An 18,011-nucleotide genomic window follows, 5' to 3' on the forward strand; every position below is an offset into this window, starting at 1 on the left:
ACGGTCTTGCGCGGGTGCGGGGTCCGGAGGAACCTTCAGGTCATGACCGGAGTAGACGAGGCGCTAGCCCTCGAGCACGTACGTGAAGGGCTCGCCTCCCGATTTCCGACTCTCGATCCGACGACCGTGCAGTCTGTCGTCGTCGAGGTCCACGAGTCGTTGAATGGTCCGGTGCGCGACTACGTGCCGCTCCTCGTCGAACGCGCGAGCCGGGATCGGCTGCGGGCAATGGCGTCCGCCGTCTCCACGCGTGCGGCAACACGCAATGCCCGGGGCTCTCTCACCTCAGCCTGAGGTGGGTGGAAGCCTCGGCAGCTCTGGCCGCAGGAGCCAGCTGCCCAGTAGTTGACGCACGGCAGCGCCCTTCGTGCCGGCGGCCTCGGCCGCGTGGTCGACGAACACCTGTGTCGTGACCGTGCCGTGCCGATGCGTCTCGACCCAGTCACGAAGGACCGTGAAGAACAGTGCGTCGCCGAGGGTCAGGCGCAAGGCGTGCAGCAGCAGGGCGCCGCGCTTGTAGACCCGGTCGTCGAACATCTTCGCCCGCGTCGGGTCGGCGAGGATGAGGTCCTCCGGCGCGGCCGACAGTCGCTTCCAGCTCTCCGCGGCCAGGCGTTGCGCCGTGCGGCCACCGGAGGCCTCGGACCAGAGCCATTCGCTGTAGCAGGCAAACCCCTCGTGCAACCAGATGTCGCGCCACTGCGCCACCGTCAAGGAGTTGCCGAACCACTGGTGGGCGAGCTCGTGCGCGATCAGGCGCTGACCCTGCCAGTCCATCCGCAGGTGGTTGGGCCCGAAGGTGGACAGGGTCTGGGACTCCAGCGGGATCTCGAGGACGTCGTCGGTGACCACGACCGTGTAGGCCGTGAAGGGGTACGGCCCGAAGAGGTTGATGAAGGTCCGCATCATCTCGCCCTGGCGACTCAGCGCCTTCTGGGCGTCGTCGGTCAGCCCGACTGGTGCCTCGACGGTCATGGGGACGGGTGAGCCGGGCAGGAGGGTGGTGCGGTAGCGGCCGATCTGCAAGGTCGCGAGGTAGGTCGCCATGGGCTCGCGTTGTTCGTACACCCACACGACTCGGCTCGACGCGGCCCGCCGACTGACCGGTTCGCCGTTGGCGATCGTGCGGTAGCCGGGCGGTGTGGCGACCTCGAACCGATAGGCCGCCTTGTTGGACGGCCTGTCGTTGCACGGGAACCAGGACGGCGCCCCATCGGGCTGCGCGGCGACGATGACGCCGTCGGTGAGCTCCTCCCACCCGGCGCCCCCGTCGTGACCCGGCACGGTCGTCGGGTGTCCCGAGTAGGCGACGACGACGGTGAACTCCTGCCCGGCCTTCAGCGGTACCTGCGGCTGCAGGACGATCCGCCCGGCCCGGTGCTGGTACCTGCGCGGCGGGTGCCCATCGAGGGTCACCTTGGACACGCGCAGTCCGTGCAGGTCGAGGTGGACCCGTTCGGTGTCCTGCACCGCTCGGCACTGCAGGGTCGCCCGGCCCGCGAGGTGGTTGGTGTGCACCTTGTAGTCGAGGGCGAGGTCATAGTGCTCGACATCGAAGGTGAGGTCGCCATGACCGGCGAGGTAGGGGTCCGCTCCGTCGATCACCGAGTCGCGACCTCGACGTCTTCAGCCGGCCACGGCCCGATGGGGTTGCCGATCCAGCGGGTGCCGTCGGGCACCGACTCGCCTCTCATCACCAAGGACACGGGTCCGACCGTAGCGTGCCGCCCTATTACCGCGGCCGGCAGGATCACCCCGTTCGACCCCAACGTGGACCCGGTCCGCATGGTGACGGCGGCCATGCTGAGGAGTCGGTCGTGGAACAGGTGGGTCTGGACGACGCATCCTCGATTGACGGTGACGCCGTCCTGCAGGTCCACCAGGTCCGCCTCCGGCAGCCAGTAGGTCTCGCACCACACCCCGCGCCCGATCCGGGCACCCATGCTTCGCAGCCACCAGTTGAGGACGACCGTCCCGGTGGCTCCCCTGGCGAACCACGGCGCCGCCACGACCTCGACGAACGTGTCGGCCAGCTCGTTGCGCCAGACGAACGAGCTCCAGAGCGGGAACTCCCGCGCGGCGATCCGCCCGACGAGCAGCCACTTGGCCGCAGTCGCCACGAACGCTGCGACGGCACCAGCAGCAAGAAGCGCCAGCCCCGTCGTGGCCGCAGCCACCCACCATCCCAGCTCCGAGGCCGCCCACTCCGTGTAGGCGATGACCCCGACACAGATGGCGACGTGGGCGATCACCGCCACCAGCCGGCATACCTCCACCAGCGCCCGGGCGATCCGCAGCCGGCGCGGCGGGTCGTAGGTCCGGCTCTTGTCGCCCGACTCCGTTGGCCGACGCAGCTCGGTGGGCGGGCTCCCGAGCCACGAGGTTCCCGGCTTTGCCTTGGTGCGACGGGGGGCTGCCGAGAGCACCGCCACCAGGCCGCGCTTGGGCACTCGGCGCCCCGGCGCGGTCATGCCCGAGTTGCCAACGAAGGCGTGCTTGCCGACCTTGACGTGCTCGATCCGCAGCCAGCCACCCCCGAGCTCGTAGCCTCCGAGCAGCGTGTCGTCGGCCAGGAAGGCTCCGTCGTTGACCGTGGTCAGCTTCGGGATGAGCAGGACGGTGGACGCTTCCACATCGCGCCCGATCCGCGCGCCCAGCAGCCGCAACCACGTGGGGGTCAGGCTGCTGGAGTAGAGCGGGAACAGCCAGGTGCGGGCTTCGTCCATGACGCGGATGGTGGACCAGGCCTGCCACGCCTGCCGTCCGTGGATCGGGTGGTGCCCGCTGGTGAGCCCCAGACCGAGCAGACGGACCAGGGCCAGAACCAGGACAGCCAGGACCAAGAGACCCACGACCGTCGCCACCGGCAGCCAGATGAGGGCTGCGGTCACGGCGGAGGCCAGGCCCGTGGTGTCGCGCAGCTGGCCGGCGACGCTGGCGATCCCCACCACTACGGCGACGGCTGGCAGCAGCGCGATCAGAACCGCCACTCCCCCGTATGCCGCGAGCCACAGCGAGCGGTTCCGCGGCCGTTGGTCGTCCCACGGGCCGCGGGCCCGCCCCGTCCGGCGCGCTGGCGCGCCAGCCCAGGACTGGTCAGCCGGAATGATGCCGAAGACCGCCGAGCCGGGCGCGACCTCGGCTCGGGCTCCCACTGCACTCCCGGGGGCGAGGGTGCTCCTGGCGCCGATGCGCGCGGCGGCACCGACGTCGACGCGCCCGATGTGGAGCAGGTCACCGTCGAGCCAGTGCCCGGCAAGATCGACCTCGGGCTCGACCGAGCACTCGTCGCCGAAGCTGGCGAGGCCAGTGACCGGAGGGATGGCGTGCAGGTCCACGTGCCTGCCCATGGTCGCCCCGAGGGCGCGCGCGTAGAGGCGCATCCATGGTGCGCCGGCGAGGTTCGCTGCGCCGAGCTCGTCGGTGAGCCGTTCGGCTGCCCACAGGCGGAGGTGGACCCGTCCCCCTCGGCGGTACTGGCCGGGCCCCACCCCACGCAGCAGCAGCCGAGCTCCGAGCGCGCTGAGCACGAGCCGACCCGCGGGCGTCACGAGAACCAGCCAGCCGACCGCGACCACCCACCAGGGAACCGACGGTAGCCAGGTGAGTCCCCACAGCTGGCCTGCGACGTTGTTGGCAGCCCCCACCCACACCGACCAGCGCAGGCCGGTGAGGGTGCGCAGGGGGATGGTGAACGCCACCTGGCCGAGCTGGGTGTCCAGTGGAACGGGTCGGACGTTCCGGTTCTGGGCGGCGGCAGGCACCGCCAGGTCGTCGAGCAACCGCGCCAGATCTTCGAGTCGCGGAGCGTCGTAGACGTCGGCCACGGTCACCTCAGGGAAGCGCTCCCTCAGCCGCGAGACCAGGTGTGCGGCCGCCAGGCTGCCACCCCCGATGTCAAAGAAGTCCTCGCGTGGCCCCGACACCACCGCGCCGAGGATCTCGAGCCAGAGCTCCTGCAGCCATGCGGCCGTGCCCTCGAGCCGGACCGGCTCGCCTGCCTTCGGCTTGCCACCGAGAGTGGCGACCGGCCACGGGAGAGCGTCGCGATCGATCTTTCCGGAGGTCCGCGTGGGCAGTGAGTCCACCTCGGCCAGGCGCGGCACCAAGGGACCCGGCATCGTCGCGCGAAGGGAGGCCAAGGCGGTCTCGAGGTGAAAGTCGTCGGTGATGACGAGGTAGCCGACGAGCATGGCATGGCCGGCACCCGTGTGACGGACTGCGGTGGCGGCTCCGGTCACGCCGGGCAGGGACAGCAGGGCACTGTCCACCTCGCCGAGCTCGATCCGTCGTCCGCCCACCTTGACCTGGTCGTCGGCGCGTCCCGCGAACACCAGACCTTCGAGGTCGTTGCGGACCAGGTCACCGCTGCGGTAGGCCCGTTCCCAGCCCAGGGACGGCATGGGGGCGAACTTCTCCGCGTCCTTGTCCACGTCGAGGTACCGAGCCAGGCCGACGCCTCCGATGATGAGCTCCCCGGTCTCCCCCGCCTGCACGGGAGTCCCCGTCGAGTCGACGACAGCGAGGTCCCAACCCGCCAGTGGCAGGCCGATCCGCACGGGGCCGTGACCCATCAGGCGCGCACCGCAGGCCACCACGGTCGCCTCGGTCGGTCCATAGGTGTTCCAGACCTCCCGCTCCCCGGTGGCCAGCCGGATGCCGATCTCGGGCGGGCAGGCCTCGCCCCCGAGGATGAGGAGACGCACCCCAGCCAGGGCCTCGGTGGGCCACAGCGCAGCCAGCGTCGGCACCGTCGAGACGACGGTGATGCGGTTGGCGACCAGCCAGGGCCCGAGCTCCATCCCGCTTCGCACGAGGGAACGTGGCGCTGGAACGAGGCACGCGGCATACCTCCAGGCGAGCCACATCTCCTCACACGACGCGTCGAACGCCACGGACAGGCCCGCCATCACCCGATCACCGGCGGCCAGCGGACGCTCCTGCAGGAAGAGCTCGGACTCGGCGTCGACGAACGCAGCGGCCGACCGGTGGGACACCGCCACGCCCTTCGGGACGCCGGTCGACCCGGACGTGAAGATGATCCAAGCGTCGTCGCCCAGCTCGGGCACCTCGGCCCCCACCGCAGGACTCGCACCCGAGGCCGCGAGGTCGATCACCAGGTCGTCGCGGATCACGGCGGCGACGTCCGCCTCCGTGAACACCGTCCTGGCCCGCTCGTCCGGGTCGTCGGCGTCCACCGGTACATAGGCGGCCCCGGCCATGAGGGCTCCCATGATCGCGACGTACAGGTCCACGGTTCCCGACCTGAGCCGAATCCCCACGCGGTCCCCGCGACCGATGCCCAGGCCGTTCAGCTCGCGGGCGACCAGCTCGCTCGCCTCGTGGAACTCCCCGTAGGTCAGGACACTGGCACCGTTGTCGAGGGCCGGCTCGTCGGGCGCGAGCAGGACGGTCTCCTCGAAGATGCCGACCAGGGTCCGCGCGGCCGGAGCCTGGTGTCCGCGAAGGAGCGTCACCGCGCGTCAACCGGTGTCCGGGTACAGCTGGTGGCGCCCATGGCAACGAGTGTCCCGCACCCAGGTGAACGAGACATGTACAGCAACAGCTTCGCTCGGCCCTCGGTCGGCGACGCCGCACGTCCACCGCCACTTCACGCGAGGGCCACACCCACGACTCCCCCGCGCTGTCACCGATGCCTAGCGTTCGCGGCGTCCCAGTCCTTCTCCCACAGGAGTTTTCATGCGCCTGCGCTCAGGTTCGTTGCTCGCTGCCTTGCTCACCCTCACCGCCGGAACAGTCGGTATGGCGCCTGCCCACGCCGCCGCCCCCGGTCCAGTTCTCCCGCAGAAGACCCACTTCGACCTGCAGGCCCACCGTGGCGGCATCGGGATGACCACGGAAGAGTCGTTGCAGGCCTTCGCCAAGGCCCTGCGCCTCGGCGTCAGCACGCTCGAGCTCGACACTCACGTGACCAAGGACGACAAGGTCGTGGTCAACCACGACCGGCAGATCAGCGCCCAGAAGTGTCAGGACACTGCCCCGGCCTTCCCGGGCGACTCCCTGTATCCCTACGTGGGCAAGTACATCAAGGACCTCACCCTGGCCGAGATCAAGACCCTGGACTGCGGCTACCAGCAGCTGCCCGGCTTCCCTGACCAGGAGCAGGTCAAGGGCTTCCGGATGGTCGAGCTCAAGGACGTGCTGGACCTCGTCAAGAGCTACCACGCCAACCAGGTCACGCTGAACATCGAGACCAAGGTCGAGGCCGGCGCGCCCGAGCAGACCGCTCCGCGCGAGCGGTTCGTCCGGCGGGTCTACGAAGAGATCCACGCCTCGGGCATCGAGCGGCAGGTCACCGTCCAGTCCTTCGACTGGGGTGCGCTGGAGCAGATGCACGTCCTCGCCCCGACCTGGCCGTTGGTCGCCTTGACCAACTACGACTTCCTGGAGGTCGGCAAGCCGGGCGCTTCACCGTGGCTGGGCGGCCTGGACGCCGACGACTTCGGCGGTGACTTCGTCAAGACCGCCGCGGCGATCCCTGGCGTCACGGCGCTGTCGCCGAACTACGGGTTCCCGCAGAACGGCAAGGTGGGCGACCCCGGCTTCCGCTTCTACCCGGACAAGCAGATGGTCACCGAGGCACACGCCCGCGGTCTGACCGTCATTCCGTGGACCTGTGACGACCCCGCGACCGTGCGAGCCCTGATGGATCTCGGCGTCGACGGCATCATCACCAACTACCCCAACCACGTTCGCGACATCATGGCCGAGCGCGGCATGCGCCTGCCCAAGGCGTACGCAGCTCCCTGACGACCGCTGCCGTGAGCAACTGACAACACCCCTCAGGTATCTGGGGGGCGCTGTCAGTTGCTCGGCGAGGCACGAGCCCTGGCCGTGAGGGTCGCTGACGTGTCAGCGGTTGAACACGTCGAGCCCAGTGTGCTCACCGCGAAACGGGTCTGGACGGTGCCGCGGCGGAGGCCCACTCTTGACCCATGACGTGGTGGGTGATGCTGGGTTGGCTGGCGCTCGTGGTCGGCGTCGCTGGTTACGTCATCGGGCTGCGGCGAAGTCGGCGCAATGACGAGCTGGCGCGTGGGCTGATCCTCTGGATGGCTCTGGCATGGCTGGGCGTAGCCGTGCTGGTTGGCGCAGAGGTCGCCTGAAACCGCGTAGCGCGCAGTGGCAGCGGTGACCGAGGGTCAGTCTGACGAGACGGGAGACTCCTCGGTGGACGCCGAGACCTGAAGGTCGCGGGCGTTGACGAGGTCGATCATGAAGTCGGAGCACAAGAGGACCATGTGAACAGTTTACGGTCCCTTTACCTCCTGCGGTACAAAGTCATACGAACGGTCGAGGGCTCTCTAGTCCGCCCGGCCACCGCGTTGGTCGACGGGTGCTCGTGAGTGACGGGGTGCAGGGACGTGCGGCTCGCGGAGGTGCCGGTCACCCTTGCTGGGCCAAACCGACGACATGCCCCTGAGGGTCGGCGATGAGCGCGAATGACACTCCGGGAACGCTGACCGGCTCCTGGACGACACGTCCGCCGAGACGAGTCGTGTCGGCGATGGCGCCGGCCATGTCGTCGACACCGACGAAGAAGGTCACCAGGTCACCGTCGCCCTGGAGCGGGCTGATCGCCGTGTACAACGCGTCGGGCACCCCTGTCTCGACAAAGGTGTAGCCGGGAAAGGCGCCTTCGGTGGGGTAGGTCCAGCCGAACAGCTCACCAAAGAATGCCCTTGTTGCATCGGGGTCGCTCGAACGGATCTCGGCGTGCACGATGGGATGGCTCATGATGACCTCCGGTTCTGCGGGGCCACCGGGCGTGGCCTCCAACCAGATGACGTTCGAGCCCGTCTCCAATCGACAGGGGTCAGCGACCAGTTCGGCCTGGCCCCGGTCGCGTCGCCCCGGGCTGTCGCGGGCTCGACGCTCGAACGACCTCTCCCGCGGACCGGAATGTGAGGTTGGGGCACCCATCGACGCCAACGCCGTGAAGTCCCTCATGGTCCGGAATGGCCCATTCATTGGGCCATGGATTGGTCCTTCTGGCTGAGCCAATCCGTTCCTAGCCTTGATGCATGCCGTCAACCCAGATCCCCGTTCGCCCTGATGTCGACGCCCACATGGGCAGCTTCGGCAAGGCCATGAACCACCTCGACAACGCCGCGACGCGTGAGCTGGACCGCGTGGACTTCGACGCCCGTCTGCGTGAGCTCGTCAGGATCCGCACATCCCAGCTCAACGGGTGCTCGTACTGCGTCGACGTCCACACCCGAGATGCCCTTGACGCGGGCGAGAGCGCGCAGCGCATCTTCGCCCTTCCGGTCTGGGCCGAGTCTGCGTTCTTCACCGAGCGTGAGCGAGCAGCCCTGTCGTTCACCGAGAGCGTGACCCGACTCGCGAACACCCACGTGCCGGATGCGGACTACGCCCTCGTCGCCGCCTATTTCGACCCCGACGAGGTGGGCGCCCTCCTCGCCCTGATCGTGACGATCAACGCCTGGAACGCCATGGGCGTCGCCACTCGAGCCTGGACCCCCAACGATGACTAAGTCGCGCGCCCGAGCCTGCAGGCATTCCTGGCGTCTCCATCGGGAACGGCCCGCTCGCCGTACGCATCACCAGGCGAAGGCCCGGCACCGGCAGCGATCGCGTCTCCCACCGTCGCCTCGTGGAGGCGGCCGAGGAGGGTGTCCGCTCTCTGGGAGAGCGGACACCCCTTGCGCCGTCGGCAGCTTTTCAGTCGGCGACGAGGCCGGACGTGCCGTATGCCGTGCCGGCGGCGGTACCGGCGGACGAGAGTCCCCCGTCAGCGCCGATCTGGAAGGAGGACAGCGAACCGTCGCCGAGGCGCACGGACAACGTCCGGCCGTCGGAGGACACGGCTGCGTCGGTCGGACCGGCTCCGGTTGTCGCGGCGACTGCCGCTTCGAGCACGAGCGAGCCGTCGTGGGCTAGGCGGTACGAGGAGATCGAGGTGCTCGCAGCATTGACGACGTACGCCCAGTCACCCGCGACGACGAGCCAGCAGGCGGCCTTCTGGGTGTCGCTGAGGGCGCTGGTCACGGCGTCGAACGGCTGGACGCGGTAGGAGGACGCGGACCCGGTAGCCGCCTCCGACACGATGAGGTGGCCTCGACGGTCGAAGTCGAACCCGTACGGCGTCGTTCCAGCCGAAGCGTGCGGGCGGGCGTCTCCGGCATATCCCCGGACGACCCCGAACGTCTCGATGCGGTTGGTTGCCTTCTCGGTCACCACGAGAGAACGCCCATCCGGGGTGAAGGAGATCTGCGCCGCATCAGTCGTGCCCCCTGCAGCGTTGGGGGTGAGGGCCCGCGTGGAGCCGGGCAGGCGGTGGAGCCGTCCGTCCGCGTCGTAGCGGAACCCACGAATGGTGTCGTTGCCCTGGTTCAGGACGTAGCCGACCCCGTTCCGGACGGTGACGCTGACCGGGAAGTCGCCGCCGGTGCTGATCCGGTCGCGCAGGACGAGTCCGTGCCGTGTTGACGCCAGAGCCGACACCGAGTCGTCGCCGGCGTTGACCACGAAGATGATCCGGCCGTCGCGGGCAATGCCTCCCTGGGAGTGCAGTGACGCGCCGGCGCCGAGGCCCCCCGTGGCGACGGTCACCGTCGGGTGCAACGTGCCGTCCGGGTCACGGTCGAAAACGGTGACCCCGTTTCCTCCCGCCGCGTTGGTGGCTTCGTAGACGTGGCCGACGGGACGGCCGGCCGACCCCTCGTGAGCGGACGCGGTTCCTGTGCTGGCGACCAGCATCACGGCAGCTGTCGTGGCGGTGACTGCGGCGAGGACGGAGGTGCGAGTGGTTTTCATCAGGGCTTCCCTTTCGATGGGTGGTGGTTGACGACTGGTCCAACGGCCGCCTCAGCCGTTGCGCTTCCCGGTTTTGCCGTCTGTAAGACCCCCGTAAGAATGTGATTGCGCAACAAGGGATTCCGTCAGACAACAGGCCCAAAACGCGTTACCTTCAGCGCGATGACGGGCGGTTGGGCAGACTCGGCACATGAAGGTGCTGCTGACGGGATCAGCCGGGTTCATCGGAACGGCCACGCTGGCGGCCCTCGAGGGCGCCGGTCATGAGGTTGTCGGAGTGGACGCGCTGGTCCCCCAGGCCCACGCGCGGCCGGTCACCTGGCCCGAGGGGCTCCATGTCCTGGACGTGAAGGATGCAGGCGACTGGGTTGACCTGCTGCGCGACATCGACGTTGTGTGTCACCTCGCCGCCATGGTCGGGGCCGGGGTCACCGTCGCGGATCTGCCGCTGTACGCCGGCAACAACGACCTGGGCACCGCAAACCTGCTGGCGGCGATGGCCCGTGCCGGGGTGTCCCGGCTCGTCCAGGCCTCGTCGATGGTGGTGTACGGCGAAGGTCGCTACGTCTGCCCCGCACACGGCGTTCAGGCGCCGGCGCCCCGACGCGTCGAGGCCCTGGACGCCGGCCACTTCGACAACCACTGCCTGCACTGCGGTCAGGTCCTGGGCTGGGAGACGGTGCCCGAGGAGGCCCACCTCGACCCCCGCAGCAGCTACGCCGCGAGCAAGGTCGCGCAGGAGCACTATGCGTCCGCGTGGGCCCGCCAGGCGGCTGGCTCCGCGATCTCCCTCCGCTACCACAACGTCTACGGGCCGGGGATGCCGAAGGACACCCCCTACGCAGGGGTGGCCTCGATCTTCCGCTCGGCCATGGAGGCCGGCCGTCCGCCGGTCGTCTTCGAGGACGGTGGTCAGCTGCGTGACTTCGTGCACGTGCACGACGTCGCCCGAGCAAACGTGGCTGCGGTCGAGGCCGTCGCGAGCCGCGATCCGGGAAGTCACACGGCATACAACGTCTGTTCCGGGCGGCCGGTGACCATCCTCGACGTGGCCCGGATGGTGACGGCGGGCGCTCCCGGCAGCCCCGCCCCGATCGTGTCCGGGCAGTACCGACTCGGCGACGTGCGGCACATCGTCGCATCTCCCTCCCGGGCAGCTGCCCAGCTCGGGTTCACCGCGGAGATCTCCCCCGAGGTCGGGCTGGCCCGCTTCGCCCACGACCCTCTCCGTGGATAGGGGCTACCAGGGCGTCACGAGCAGCGACTGCACCAGCAACGCCAACCCTGCCTGGACGAACAGGGCAGTGCGTCGCCACCGGACGGGCAGCACCACAGCACTCAGCAGGAGCCAGGGCACGAACGGCAGCCAGATCCGTTCCACCTCAGCCTTGCTCATCAACGACAGGTCAGCCACGAGCACGGCAAGGAACGCCCCCGCGACCAACGTCAGCGCCGGGTCGTCCTGCGGCCTACGCACCGACAGCACCAGACGACGGCCTGCCACCGCGAGGGACCCGAACAGCAAAGGTCCGGCGCACACGGCGAGCAGTGCCAGATTCGCCCACACCCAGTAGGCGGCAGGCCGAGCCGACGCCAGTCCGTCCCAATAGCGTTGGTGCAGAACGGGGTAGGCGTCCCAGTACGCGAACCCGGCGAGGGCGAAGCCGAGCACCACACACGTGACGGCAGCGGCGATGGCAGCTGCCAGGCGGAGGAGGTCGGCACGCCATCCGCCCACAGCGGCCAGTACTGCCACGGCAACCGCACCAACAAGGGGCAGGCCGTACGAGAGCATGACGCAGCCGCCCAGCGCCAGACCCGCGGCGGCGGCCAGTCCGAACGCAACCGACCGGCGGCTGGCGGTGGCCGCCAGTGCGACGAGGGCGATGGACCACGCCGCCACGGCAGCGAAGACCGCATCAGCGGACACGGCCTGCCACAGCGCGAACGGGCCGATGGCGAGCAGCGGCAGCACCGACCTGACCCTGGCCTCGGCCCCCAGGGCCCGGCAGGTCACCGCCACGGCGACCGGCGTCGTCGCAGCGACGATGCAGACGACCAATCCGGCGGACAACCCGGAACCCAACCCCAGCCTGACCAGGCCGACGAAGAACAGCAGCGCGCCCGGCGGGTGCCCGGCAACGTGTACCGGCCAGTGGTCGTTCGGGGACAACGGAATCCGGCTGACGAACGAGCGGAGCAGCTCACCGACATCGTCGACCCCACGGGCCGTGACGAGGTACTCGCTGTCGTGCGTCAACACCCCACCCACCCCGGCCACACCGTCGATCAGCGCCAGCGACAGCATCCAGGTCAACGACAGCGCCCACACCGAGGTCAGCAGACGACCCCAGCCCATCGTCGACGTCGCCCGCCAGGGATGCTGCGTCGTCGACCACCAAACCAGGGCCAGCGCCGGCGCAGTGCCGACCCCGACCCGGGGCCCCCACGCGGCCAGTAGAGGGGCAGCCGAGCCGGCGTGCACGTCAATGCCCGGCAGGTGCGCCACGAGGGCAGCCAGGGCGAACAACGCAACCGCCACCAGAACGCCCGACACGAGCGCACGCTCCGTTCGGGACCCCGCACGTGGGCGGACGGGGATGGGGTGCAGCTGGGTCACCCACCGACCCTCGCACGCGGGGAAGAGACCTAGCGGCCCAGGCGGCGAGTGGTCACACTCTCGTAAGGATTGGCCTCGGATCGAGATCCGTTGCGGCCCTAGCGTCGAGCCATGGACCTGGACTGCGAGCTCATCCTCCCGTGCCGCAACGAGGCACGAGCGCTGCCAGCGTTGCTGGCCCGGGTCCCCGTGGGGATGCGGGTGGTGGTGGTCGACAACGGTTCGACCGACGGGACGGCTGATGTGGCCCGGTCGCTGGGGGCATCCGTCACCGTCGAAGACCGTCCCGGGTACGGGGGCGCCGTACGGGCTGGGGTCCGCGCAGCGACATCAGAGTACGTCGCCGTCATGGATGGCGACGGATCCCTCGACCCGGCCGAGCTACCCGCGCTTCTCGCGGACGTCGCGACGGGGCGGGCCACCTTGTCGGTGGGTCGCAGGCGACCGGTCGCCCGGGGGGTGTTCCCGTGGCACGCGCGCCTGTTCAACCACGTGGCGACCCGGTGGATCGGGCGGCGAACCGGCCTGCACCTGGGCGACATCCCCTCCGTCCGAGTCTGCCGACGCAAGGACCTGCTTCACCTCGACGTCCAGGACCTGCACTTCGGCTACCCGGTGGAGGTGCTTGTCCGCGCGCACCGAGCGGGCTGGCGGATCGTCGAGCACGAGGTGAGCTACCACCCGCGCGCGGAAGGCACCACCTCGAAGGTTTCCGGGTCCTTCGTCGGCTCCGCCAGGGCGGCCCGTGACCTCGTCAAGGCCCTGCCGTGAGCCCGTCCACGAACACAGCCACGGTGCTCGTCATGGCCAAGGCGCCGGTCGCGGGACAGGTCAAGACCCGGCTGGGCGCCACCATCGGCGCCGACCAGGCCGCCGAGGTGGCCCATGCCGCCCTGCTGGACACCCTTACCGTCTGCGAAGCCGTCTTCCCGCCCGGGCGCCGGGTGGTGGCCATGGCTGGGAACATTGAACATTCGGCTCATCCCGTCGCCCTGGGACAGGCATTCCAGGGCTGGTGCGTGGTCGCCCAGGACGGTGCCAGCTTCGGCCAAAGGCTCGCCGCGGCACACCGGCAGACCCACGCCGCCCTCGGCGGCCCGGTCGTGCAGATCGGCATGGACACCCCGCACGTCACCGCTCGACACCTCGAGCACGTGGTGGCCGCCAGCAGTAGCGGACGACCGGTACTGGGCCGCGCCCACGACGGCGGGTGGTGGGTGCTGGCCACCACTTCGCCGGACGATGTCGACGGCCTGCAGGAGGTGCCGATGTCCCGATCAGACACCTGGGCCCACACCCTCGCGAGCCTGCAGAAAGCTGCCGGGACCGTGCTGCCCGCCGCCGAGCTGGGGGACGTCGACACGGCCCGTGACGCCGAAGCCGCCGCCACTGCCGCCCCCCACACGGCCTTCGCCCGCGCCTGGCATGCGCTCCTGCCAACCCATGACGGCGGCACGAGATGAGCGCGCTGGTCGACGCCGGCCCGCAGAGCCCCGCAGGTCATGCCTCGCCGGCAAGGGTCTTCGCTGCCGCCCTCGCCCTGGGCAGTCTCACTGCGGTCATCGACGGCCTTGGCGCCCATCACGAGCTTCCCGTCCGGAGCTGGACCGGTCAGGCATCGCGCGGCGACCACTTCCTGGTCGACCACTGCCACGGCTCGACCGTGGACCTGGGCTGCGGCCCGGGCAGGATCGCCGCCGAGCTGCAGGCTCGCGGACACGAGGTGCTCGGCGTCGACGTGTCACCCTCAGCGCTGATCGCGGCAAGACGCCGGGGCGTTCCCGTTGCGTGCTGCAGCATCTTCGAAGCATTGCCTGGCGAGGGCACCTGGGACACCGCGCTGCTGGCCGACGGCAACATCGGGATCGGCGGCGACCCCGTGTCCCTGCTTCGCCGCGCCCGCCAGCTGGTCCGGGCCGGGGGACGCGTCGTCGTCGACCTCGCCAAGCCCGGGACGGGGTTGCGCGTCCATCAGCTCCATCTGCGTGCCGGTGACCTCGCGTCCACCTCCTTCCCCTGGGCTGTCCTCGGACCCGACGCCCTCGCCGACATCGCCGCGGCGGCTGGGCTCGGCGTGCTGCAGGTCAGCCGTGGACGGGGACGCACGGTAGGCGTCCTCAGCGGCGTGGCGGACGTGCCGTCATGAGCGGGACCAGAGTCACCGACGTGCTCACCCGGCTCATCGATGCGGTGCCGACGGAGAAGGACTTCGGGAGTACCGCCCGTAGTCGTGAGCTCAGCGCACGCGTCGGCACCTGGCTCGGTGTCTGCTTCCTGGTCGCGTTCCTCACCGGCGTCTGGAGCCACCTGGCCCAGCTGCCCGATCCTCTCCTGCCGCTGCCAACCCGCCCGATCTGGCTCTACCGCCTCACCCAGGGCCTGCACATCGCCGCAGGTACGGCCGCCGTGCCGCTGCTGCTGGTCAAGCTGTGGTCGGTGTTCCCGCAGCTGTTCCGCCGCCCCCCGGCGCAGACCCGGGCCAGGCTGCTCGACGGCGCGGAGCGTCTCTCGATCGCGGTCCTGGTCTCGAGTGCCTTGTTCCAGCTGGTCACCGGACTCGCGAACTCCGCCCAGTGGTACCCGTGGTCGTTCTCGTTCCGCTCCACCCACTTTGCCCTCGGCTGGGTCGCGATGGGGTCGCTGCTGGTGCACATCGCGGTGAAGCTGCCGGTAATCCGGCAGGCGTGGCTGCGACCACAGGATGTCCCCGGGCCGGGCGTCGTCTCACGGCGAACCCTCCTTCGCGCCACGTGGGCGGCTGCCGGTGTCGCCGTCGTGACCAGCGCCGTCTCCGGGGTCCCGGGAGTCCGACGCCTGTCGGTACTGGCGACCCGCTCGGGAACCGGCCCGGGCGGCATACCCATCAACAAGACCGCTGCCGCGGCAGGGGTGACCCACCAAGCCACCGACCCCGCCTTCGCACTCGCTGTCACGTGGAACGGCACGGAACGCCACCTGTCGCTGGCGGACCTCCGGGCCATGCCACAGACCACCGCCACGCTGCCCATCGCCTGCGTGGAGGGGTGGAGCGCCTCCGGGACGTGGAGCGGCGTACGCATCGCGGACCTCCTGAAGCTGGTGGGTGCGCCCACCGGAGCGGCCGTCCTCGTCGAGTCGCTCCAGCGGGGAGGTGCGTCCAGTCACAGCCGACTGCCCGGCAACGTGGCAGCCGACTCCCGCGCCATCCTCGCCCTGGCCCTGGCCAGTGAACCCTTGTCCCTCGACCACGGCTTCCCTTGCCGTGTCATCGCCCCCAACCGGCCAGGTGCGTTGCAAACCAAGTGGGTCAACCGACTGGAGGCGCAGGCGTGAGCAGCAACCTGACCGTCGCCCGAACGCTGCTGGCCGTCGCCGGCGCGCTGGTGGGGTTGTATGGCGCCGTGCGGCTCATCGGCCTCGGGTGGGGCAACCTCGTCGCCACCCTGCCTTGGCTCGCCGGGGTCGTCGTCGCCCACGACGCCCTCCTGGCCCCGCTCGTCGTGCTGGTTGGGGCGGCAGCCGCAGGCAGATTGCCGCGGTGGTCACGCCGGGCCGCCGTCGTGGTCCTGGTGGTGCTCGGCCCTGTCACCCTGCTGGCCGTGCCGACGTTGGGCAAGTTCGGGGCCAAGGCCGACAACCCCACCCTCCTCGACCGCCAGTACGTCGCCGGTTGGGTGGCCGTCACCGGCCTAGTCTTGCTCGCAGCGGCGCTGCTCGCCGTCCACGACCGAGGCAAAGGGGCACCACGTGGCTGAGGTACTCGTCGTCGACGACGACCTCACCGTCCGCGAGGTCGTCGTCTCCTACCTGCGCGCGGGCGGGCACGACGTGCAGGAAGCCGGTGACGGCGAGGCAGCCATCAGGGCGATGCGCGCCAAACGCGCAGACCTCGTCGTCCTCGACCTCATGCTGCCGGGGCTCGACGGTCTCGAGGTATGCCGCCAGCTGCGCGAAAGCAGCGACGTCCCGATCATCATGCTGACCGCGCTCGGGGCGGAGACCGATCGCCTGGTCGGTCTGCGACTGGGGGCTGATGACTACGTCACCAAGCCGTTCAGCCCTCGTGAGCTGGCCCTGCGAGTCGACTCCGTCCTGAGACGGGTCGGTCAGCGCACGCCGAAGGGCTCCACGGTGACCGACGGCGATCTCGTGGTCGAGCCGGGGGAGCACACAGCCACCCTCGCCGGAACGCCCCTCGTGCTCACGGTGCGCGAGTTCGACCTCCTCCGCTTCCTCGTCGCCAACCCACGTGAGGTCTGGTCACGAGAAGCGCTGCTCCGCGAGGTCTGGGGGTGGTCGTTCGGTGACCAGTCCACCGTGACGGTCCACGTCAGGCGACTCCGGGAGAAGGTCGAGGCCGACCCCCGCCGCCCCGCGCGCCTGGTCACCGTCTGGGGCGTCGGCTACCGGTGGGAGCCGCGATGACAGGCGACCAGGTCACCGTCACCCTCATCGCCGCAGGGTGGTCCCTGGCGGTGGGCGTGGTGGGTGCCCTCGTCGGCTGGCGTATCCGGCGCGCCTCCATTCGTTGGTCTGCCGGCCTGATCGCCCTGGTCGCGGTCGGTGGGGTCGTGGCCGGCGTGGTGGGCACCGCACGGGCCATGTTCCTGTCGCCTCACGACCTCGGCGTTGTCGCGCTCGTCTGCGCAGTCTCCGGCGTTGTGTCGGCAGGTTTCGCGCTGCTCCTCGCCCGCACGCTGACCAGGTCGGCGCGACGGCTGCGGCTGATGGCTGCCACTGTGGGCGCCGGTGACCACGTCCGACCGCCGCGCAACGACTCTGCGGAGATACGCGCCGTGGCGGAGGAGCTCACCCGGAGCAGCGAGCGACTACGTACCTCGCAGGCCCGCGAACGCCAGCTCGAGCAGTCCCGCCGCGAGCTGGTGGCCTGGGTGTCGCACGACCTGCGGACACCACTGGCGGGGCTGCGCGCCATGGCCGAGGCACTCGACGACGGAATGGCAACCGACCCCCAGCGCTACCACCGGCAGATGCTCAAGGAGACCGACAGGATGGCCGCCATGGTCGATGACCTGTTCGAGCTGTCCCGGATTCACGCCGGAGCACTCAACCTCACCCTGCAACCGATGGCACTGCGGGACGTCGTCAGCGAAACCATCGCAGGCGCCACACCCGTCGCCAGGTCGCACGGCGTCGAGGTTGGCGGCCGAGTCCTCCCCGACGTCGAAGTCACCGCGGATGCCGCCGCGCTGTCACGAGTCGTCGGCAACCTCGTGATGAATGCCATCCGCCACACGCCAGCCGATGGTGTCGTCCTTGTCGAGGGGCGCACCACCGGTGACGCGGTAGAGCTGACGGTGACCGACGGCTGCGGCGGGATCAACCCTGACGACCTTGCCTCGGTCTTCGAGGTCGGCTGGCGAGGCACACCAGCCAGGACACCCGGACCCGACACCGGAGCCGGGCTCGGTCTCGCCATCGTCCGAGGCCTGGTCGAAGCCCACCAAGGCACCGTGGCCGTCACCAACCACGGCAACGGCTGCCGATTCGTCGTGCGCCTGCCGGCCTGAGGCGAGCACCCCGGACTCCTACCTCGTGGCCGAGAACGACAAGACCACGGACGCCACCATCACGCTCTCCTACAGCAAGG

The 18,011-nt window shown here is 70.0% G+C and carries 17 protein-coding genes; 12 read left to right on the plus strand and 5 right to left on the minus strand.

All coding sequences use genetic code 11. From position 1 onward, the window contains the following. The first annotated feature begins 42 nt into the window (after window positions 1-42). A complete protein-coding gene (locus tag EAH86_RS21010; RefSeq protein WP_425325217.1) occupies window positions 43-294 on the plus strand; it encodes a three-helix bundle dimerization domain-containing protein in 252 nt (83 codons plus the stop codon). On the opposite strand, the gene EAH86_RS07250 is transcribed toward EAH86_RS21010, so the two are convergent. Beyond that, the gene (locus EAH86_RS07250; protein ID WP_140738278.1) at window positions 286-1,605 is read right to left on the minus strand and encodes a M1 family metallopeptidase; all 1,320 of its coding nucleotides are present in this window, start codon (window positions 1,603-1,605) and stop codon (window positions 286-288) included. The two genes, EAH86_RS21010 and EAH86_RS07250, sit on opposite strands and share 9 nt — an antisense overlap. Continuing rightward, window positions 1,602-5,477: a Pls/PosA family non-ribosomal peptide synthetase gene (locus EAH86_RS07255; RefSeq protein ID WP_140738281.1), complete on the minus strand. Its 3,876-nt coding sequence runs from the start codon at window positions 5,475-5,477 to the stop codon at window positions 1,602-1,604. The genes EAH86_RS07250 and EAH86_RS07255 overlap by 4 nt, the downstream gene beginning before the upstream one ends. Before the next feature lie 223 nt (window positions 5,478-5,700). On the opposite strand from EAH86_RS07255, the gene EAH86_RS07260 reads away from it, so the two are divergent. Together EAH86_RS07260 and EAH86_RS20190 are read left to right on the plus strand one after the other, a co-directional pair. After that, the gene (locus EAH86_RS07260) at window positions 5,701-6,771 is read left to right on the plus strand and encodes a glycerophosphodiester phosphodiesterase family protein (RefSeq protein WP_140738284.1); all 1,071 of its coding nucleotides are present in this window, start codon (window positions 5,701-5,703) and stop codon (window positions 6,769-6,771) included. Window positions 6,772-6,956: 185 nt separating this feature from the next. Further along, window positions 6,957-7,127: a hypothetical protein gene (locus EAH86_RS20190; RefSeq protein ID WP_161988589.1), complete on the plus strand. Its 171-nt coding sequence runs from the start codon at window positions 6,957-6,959 to the stop codon at window positions 7,125-7,127. 280 nt (window positions 7,128-7,407) lie between these two features. Here EAH86_RS20190 and EAH86_RS07265 read toward each other — a convergent pair whose 3' ends face one another. Continuing rightward, window positions 7,408-7,758, minus strand: a complete 351-nt coding sequence (locus EAH86_RS07265) for a VOC family protein (RefSeq protein WP_140738287.1) — start codon at window positions 7,756-7,758, stop codon at window positions 7,408-7,410. Between the two features lie 287 nt (window positions 7,759-8,045). Between EAH86_RS07265 and EAH86_RS07270 the strand changes: the two genes are divergently transcribed. Then, window positions 8,046-8,519 carry a carboxymuconolactone decarboxylase family protein gene (locus EAH86_RS07270; protein WP_140738290.1) on the plus strand — a complete coding sequence of 158 codons (474 nt, stop codon included), beginning with the start codon at window positions 8,046-8,048 and terminating at the stop codon, window positions 8,517-8,519. 187 nt (window positions 8,520-8,706) lie between these two features. On the opposite strand, the gene EAH86_RS07275 is transcribed toward EAH86_RS07270, so the two are convergent. Further along, window positions 8,707-9,801, minus strand: coding sequence for a lactonase family protein (locus tag EAH86_RS07275; protein WP_140738293.1), 1,095 nt, complete (start codon window positions 9,799-9,801; stop codon window positions 8,707-8,709). 190 nt (window positions 9,802-9,991) lie between these two features. On the opposite strand from EAH86_RS07275, the gene EAH86_RS07280 reads away from it, so the two are divergent. Further along, the gene (locus EAH86_RS07280; protein WP_140738295.1) at window positions 9,992-11,038 is read left to right on the plus strand and encodes an NAD-dependent epimerase/dehydratase family protein; all 1,047 of its coding nucleotides are present in this window, start codon (window positions 9,992-9,994) and stop codon (window positions 11,036-11,038) included. A 3-nt stretch (window positions 11,039-11,041) separates the two neighbouring features. Here EAH86_RS07280 and EAH86_RS07285 read toward each other — a convergent pair whose 3' ends face one another. After that, complete coding sequence (locus EAH86_RS07285; protein WP_206665763.1) at window positions 11,042-12,358, minus strand: hypothetical protein; 1,317 nt, start codon at window positions 12,356-12,358, stop codon at window positions 11,042-11,044. Between the two features lie 174 nt (window positions 12,359-12,532). Between EAH86_RS07285 and EAH86_RS07290 the strand changes: the two genes are divergently transcribed. Genes EAH86_RS07290 through EAH86_RS07320 form a run of 7 tightly spaced genes read left to right on the plus strand, consistent with a single transcriptional unit; the run spans window position 12,533 to window position 17,931 of the window. Continuing rightward, window positions 12,533-13,192 carry a glycosyltransferase family 2 protein gene (locus EAH86_RS07290; RefSeq protein ID WP_140738297.1) on the plus strand — a complete coding sequence of 220 codons (660 nt, stop codon included), beginning with the start codon at window positions 12,533-12,535 and terminating at the stop codon, window positions 13,190-13,192. Beyond that, entirely contained in the window at window positions 13,189-13,884 is a 696-nt protein-coding gene (locus tag EAH86_RS07295; RefSeq protein ID WP_140738299.1) for a TIGR04282 family arsenosugar biosynthesis glycosyltransferase, read from the plus strand. Before EAH86_RS07290 ends, EAH86_RS07295 begins: the two co-directional genes overlap by 4 nt. Continuing rightward, window positions 13,881-14,567: a class I SAM-dependent methyltransferase gene (locus EAH86_RS07300; RefSeq protein ID WP_140738302.1), complete on the plus strand. Its 687-nt coding sequence runs from the start codon at window positions 13,881-13,883 to the stop codon at window positions 14,565-14,567. The genes EAH86_RS07295 and EAH86_RS07300 overlap by 4 nt, the downstream gene beginning before the upstream one ends. Continuing rightward, window positions 14,564-15,733, plus strand: coding sequence for a molybdopterin-dependent oxidoreductase (locus EAH86_RS07305; RefSeq protein WP_140738305.1), 1,170 nt, complete (start codon window positions 14,564-14,566; stop codon window positions 15,731-15,733). The genes EAH86_RS07300 and EAH86_RS07305 overlap by 4 nt, the downstream gene beginning before the upstream one ends. Continuing rightward, window positions 15,730-16,155, plus strand: a complete 426-nt coding sequence (locus EAH86_RS07310; RefSeq protein ID WP_140738308.1) for a hypothetical protein — start codon at window positions 15,730-15,732, stop codon at window positions 16,153-16,155. Before EAH86_RS07305 ends, EAH86_RS07310 begins: the two co-directional genes overlap by 4 nt. Beyond that, on the plus strand, window positions 16,148-16,825 hold the full coding sequence (locus tag EAH86_RS07315; protein WP_140738311.1) for a response regulator transcription factor: 678 nt from the start codon (window positions 16,148-16,150) through the stop codon (window positions 16,823-16,825). The genes EAH86_RS07310 and EAH86_RS07315 overlap by 8 nt, the downstream gene beginning before the upstream one ends. Continuing rightward, window positions 16,822-17,931: a HAMP domain-containing sensor histidine kinase gene (locus tag EAH86_RS07320; RefSeq protein ID WP_140738314.1), complete on the plus strand. Its 1,110-nt coding sequence runs from the start codon at window positions 16,822-16,824 to the stop codon at window positions 17,929-17,931. Before EAH86_RS07315 ends, EAH86_RS07320 begins: the two co-directional genes overlap by 4 nt. Window positions 17,932-18,011 lie beyond the last annotated feature (80 nt).

The organism is Pedococcus bigeumensis, assembly GCF_006438965.1.
Lineage (GTDB): Bacteria > Actinomycetota > Actinomycetes > Actinomycetales > Dermatophilaceae > Pedococcus > Pedococcus bigeumensis_A.

Excerpts from the sequence above, each read along its gene's own strand:
- EAH86_RS21010 (WP_425325217.1), top strand. The coding sequence starts at position 43 with ATGACCGGAGTAGACGAGGCGCTAGCCCTCGAGCACGTACGTGAAGGG.
- EAH86_RS07260 (WP_140738284.1), top strand. The coding sequence starts at position 5,701 with ATGCGCCTGCGCTCAGGTTCGTTGCTCGCTGCCTTGCTCACCCTCACC.
- EAH86_RS20190 (WP_161988589.1), top strand. The coding sequence starts at position 6,957 with ATGACGTGGTGGGTGATGCTGGGTTGGCTGGCGCTCGTGGTCGGCGTC.
- EAH86_RS07265 (WP_140738287.1), bottom strand. The coding sequence starts at position 7,758 with ATGAGCCATCCCATCGTGCACGCCGAGATCCGTTCGAGCGACCCCGAT.
- EAH86_RS07270 (WP_140738290.1), top strand. The coding sequence starts at position 8,046 with ATGCCGTCAACCCAGATCCCCGTTCGCCCTGATGTCGACGCCCACATG.
- EAH86_RS07275 (WP_140738293.1), bottom strand. The coding sequence starts at position 9,801 with ATGAAAACCACTCGCACCTCCGTCCTCGCCGCAGTCACCGCCACGACA.
- EAH86_RS07280 (WP_140738295.1), top strand. The coding sequence starts at position 9,992 with ATGAAGGTGCTGCTGACGGGATCAGCCGGGTTCATCGGAACGGCCACG.
- EAH86_RS07290 (WP_140738297.1), top strand. The coding sequence starts at position 12,533 with ATGGACCTGGACTGCGAGCTCATCCTCCCGTGCCGCAACGAGGCACGA.
- EAH86_RS07300 (WP_140738302.1), top strand. The coding sequence starts at position 13,881 with ATGAGCGCGCTGGTCGACGCCGGCCCGCAGAGCCCCGCAGGTCATGCC.
- EAH86_RS07305 (WP_140738305.1), top strand. The coding sequence starts at position 14,564 with ATGAGCGGGACCAGAGTCACCGACGTGCTCACCCGGCTCATCGATGCG.
- EAH86_RS07320 (WP_140738314.1), top strand. The coding sequence starts at position 16,822 with ATGACAGGCGACCAGGTCACCGTCACCCTCATCGCCGCAGGGTGGTCC.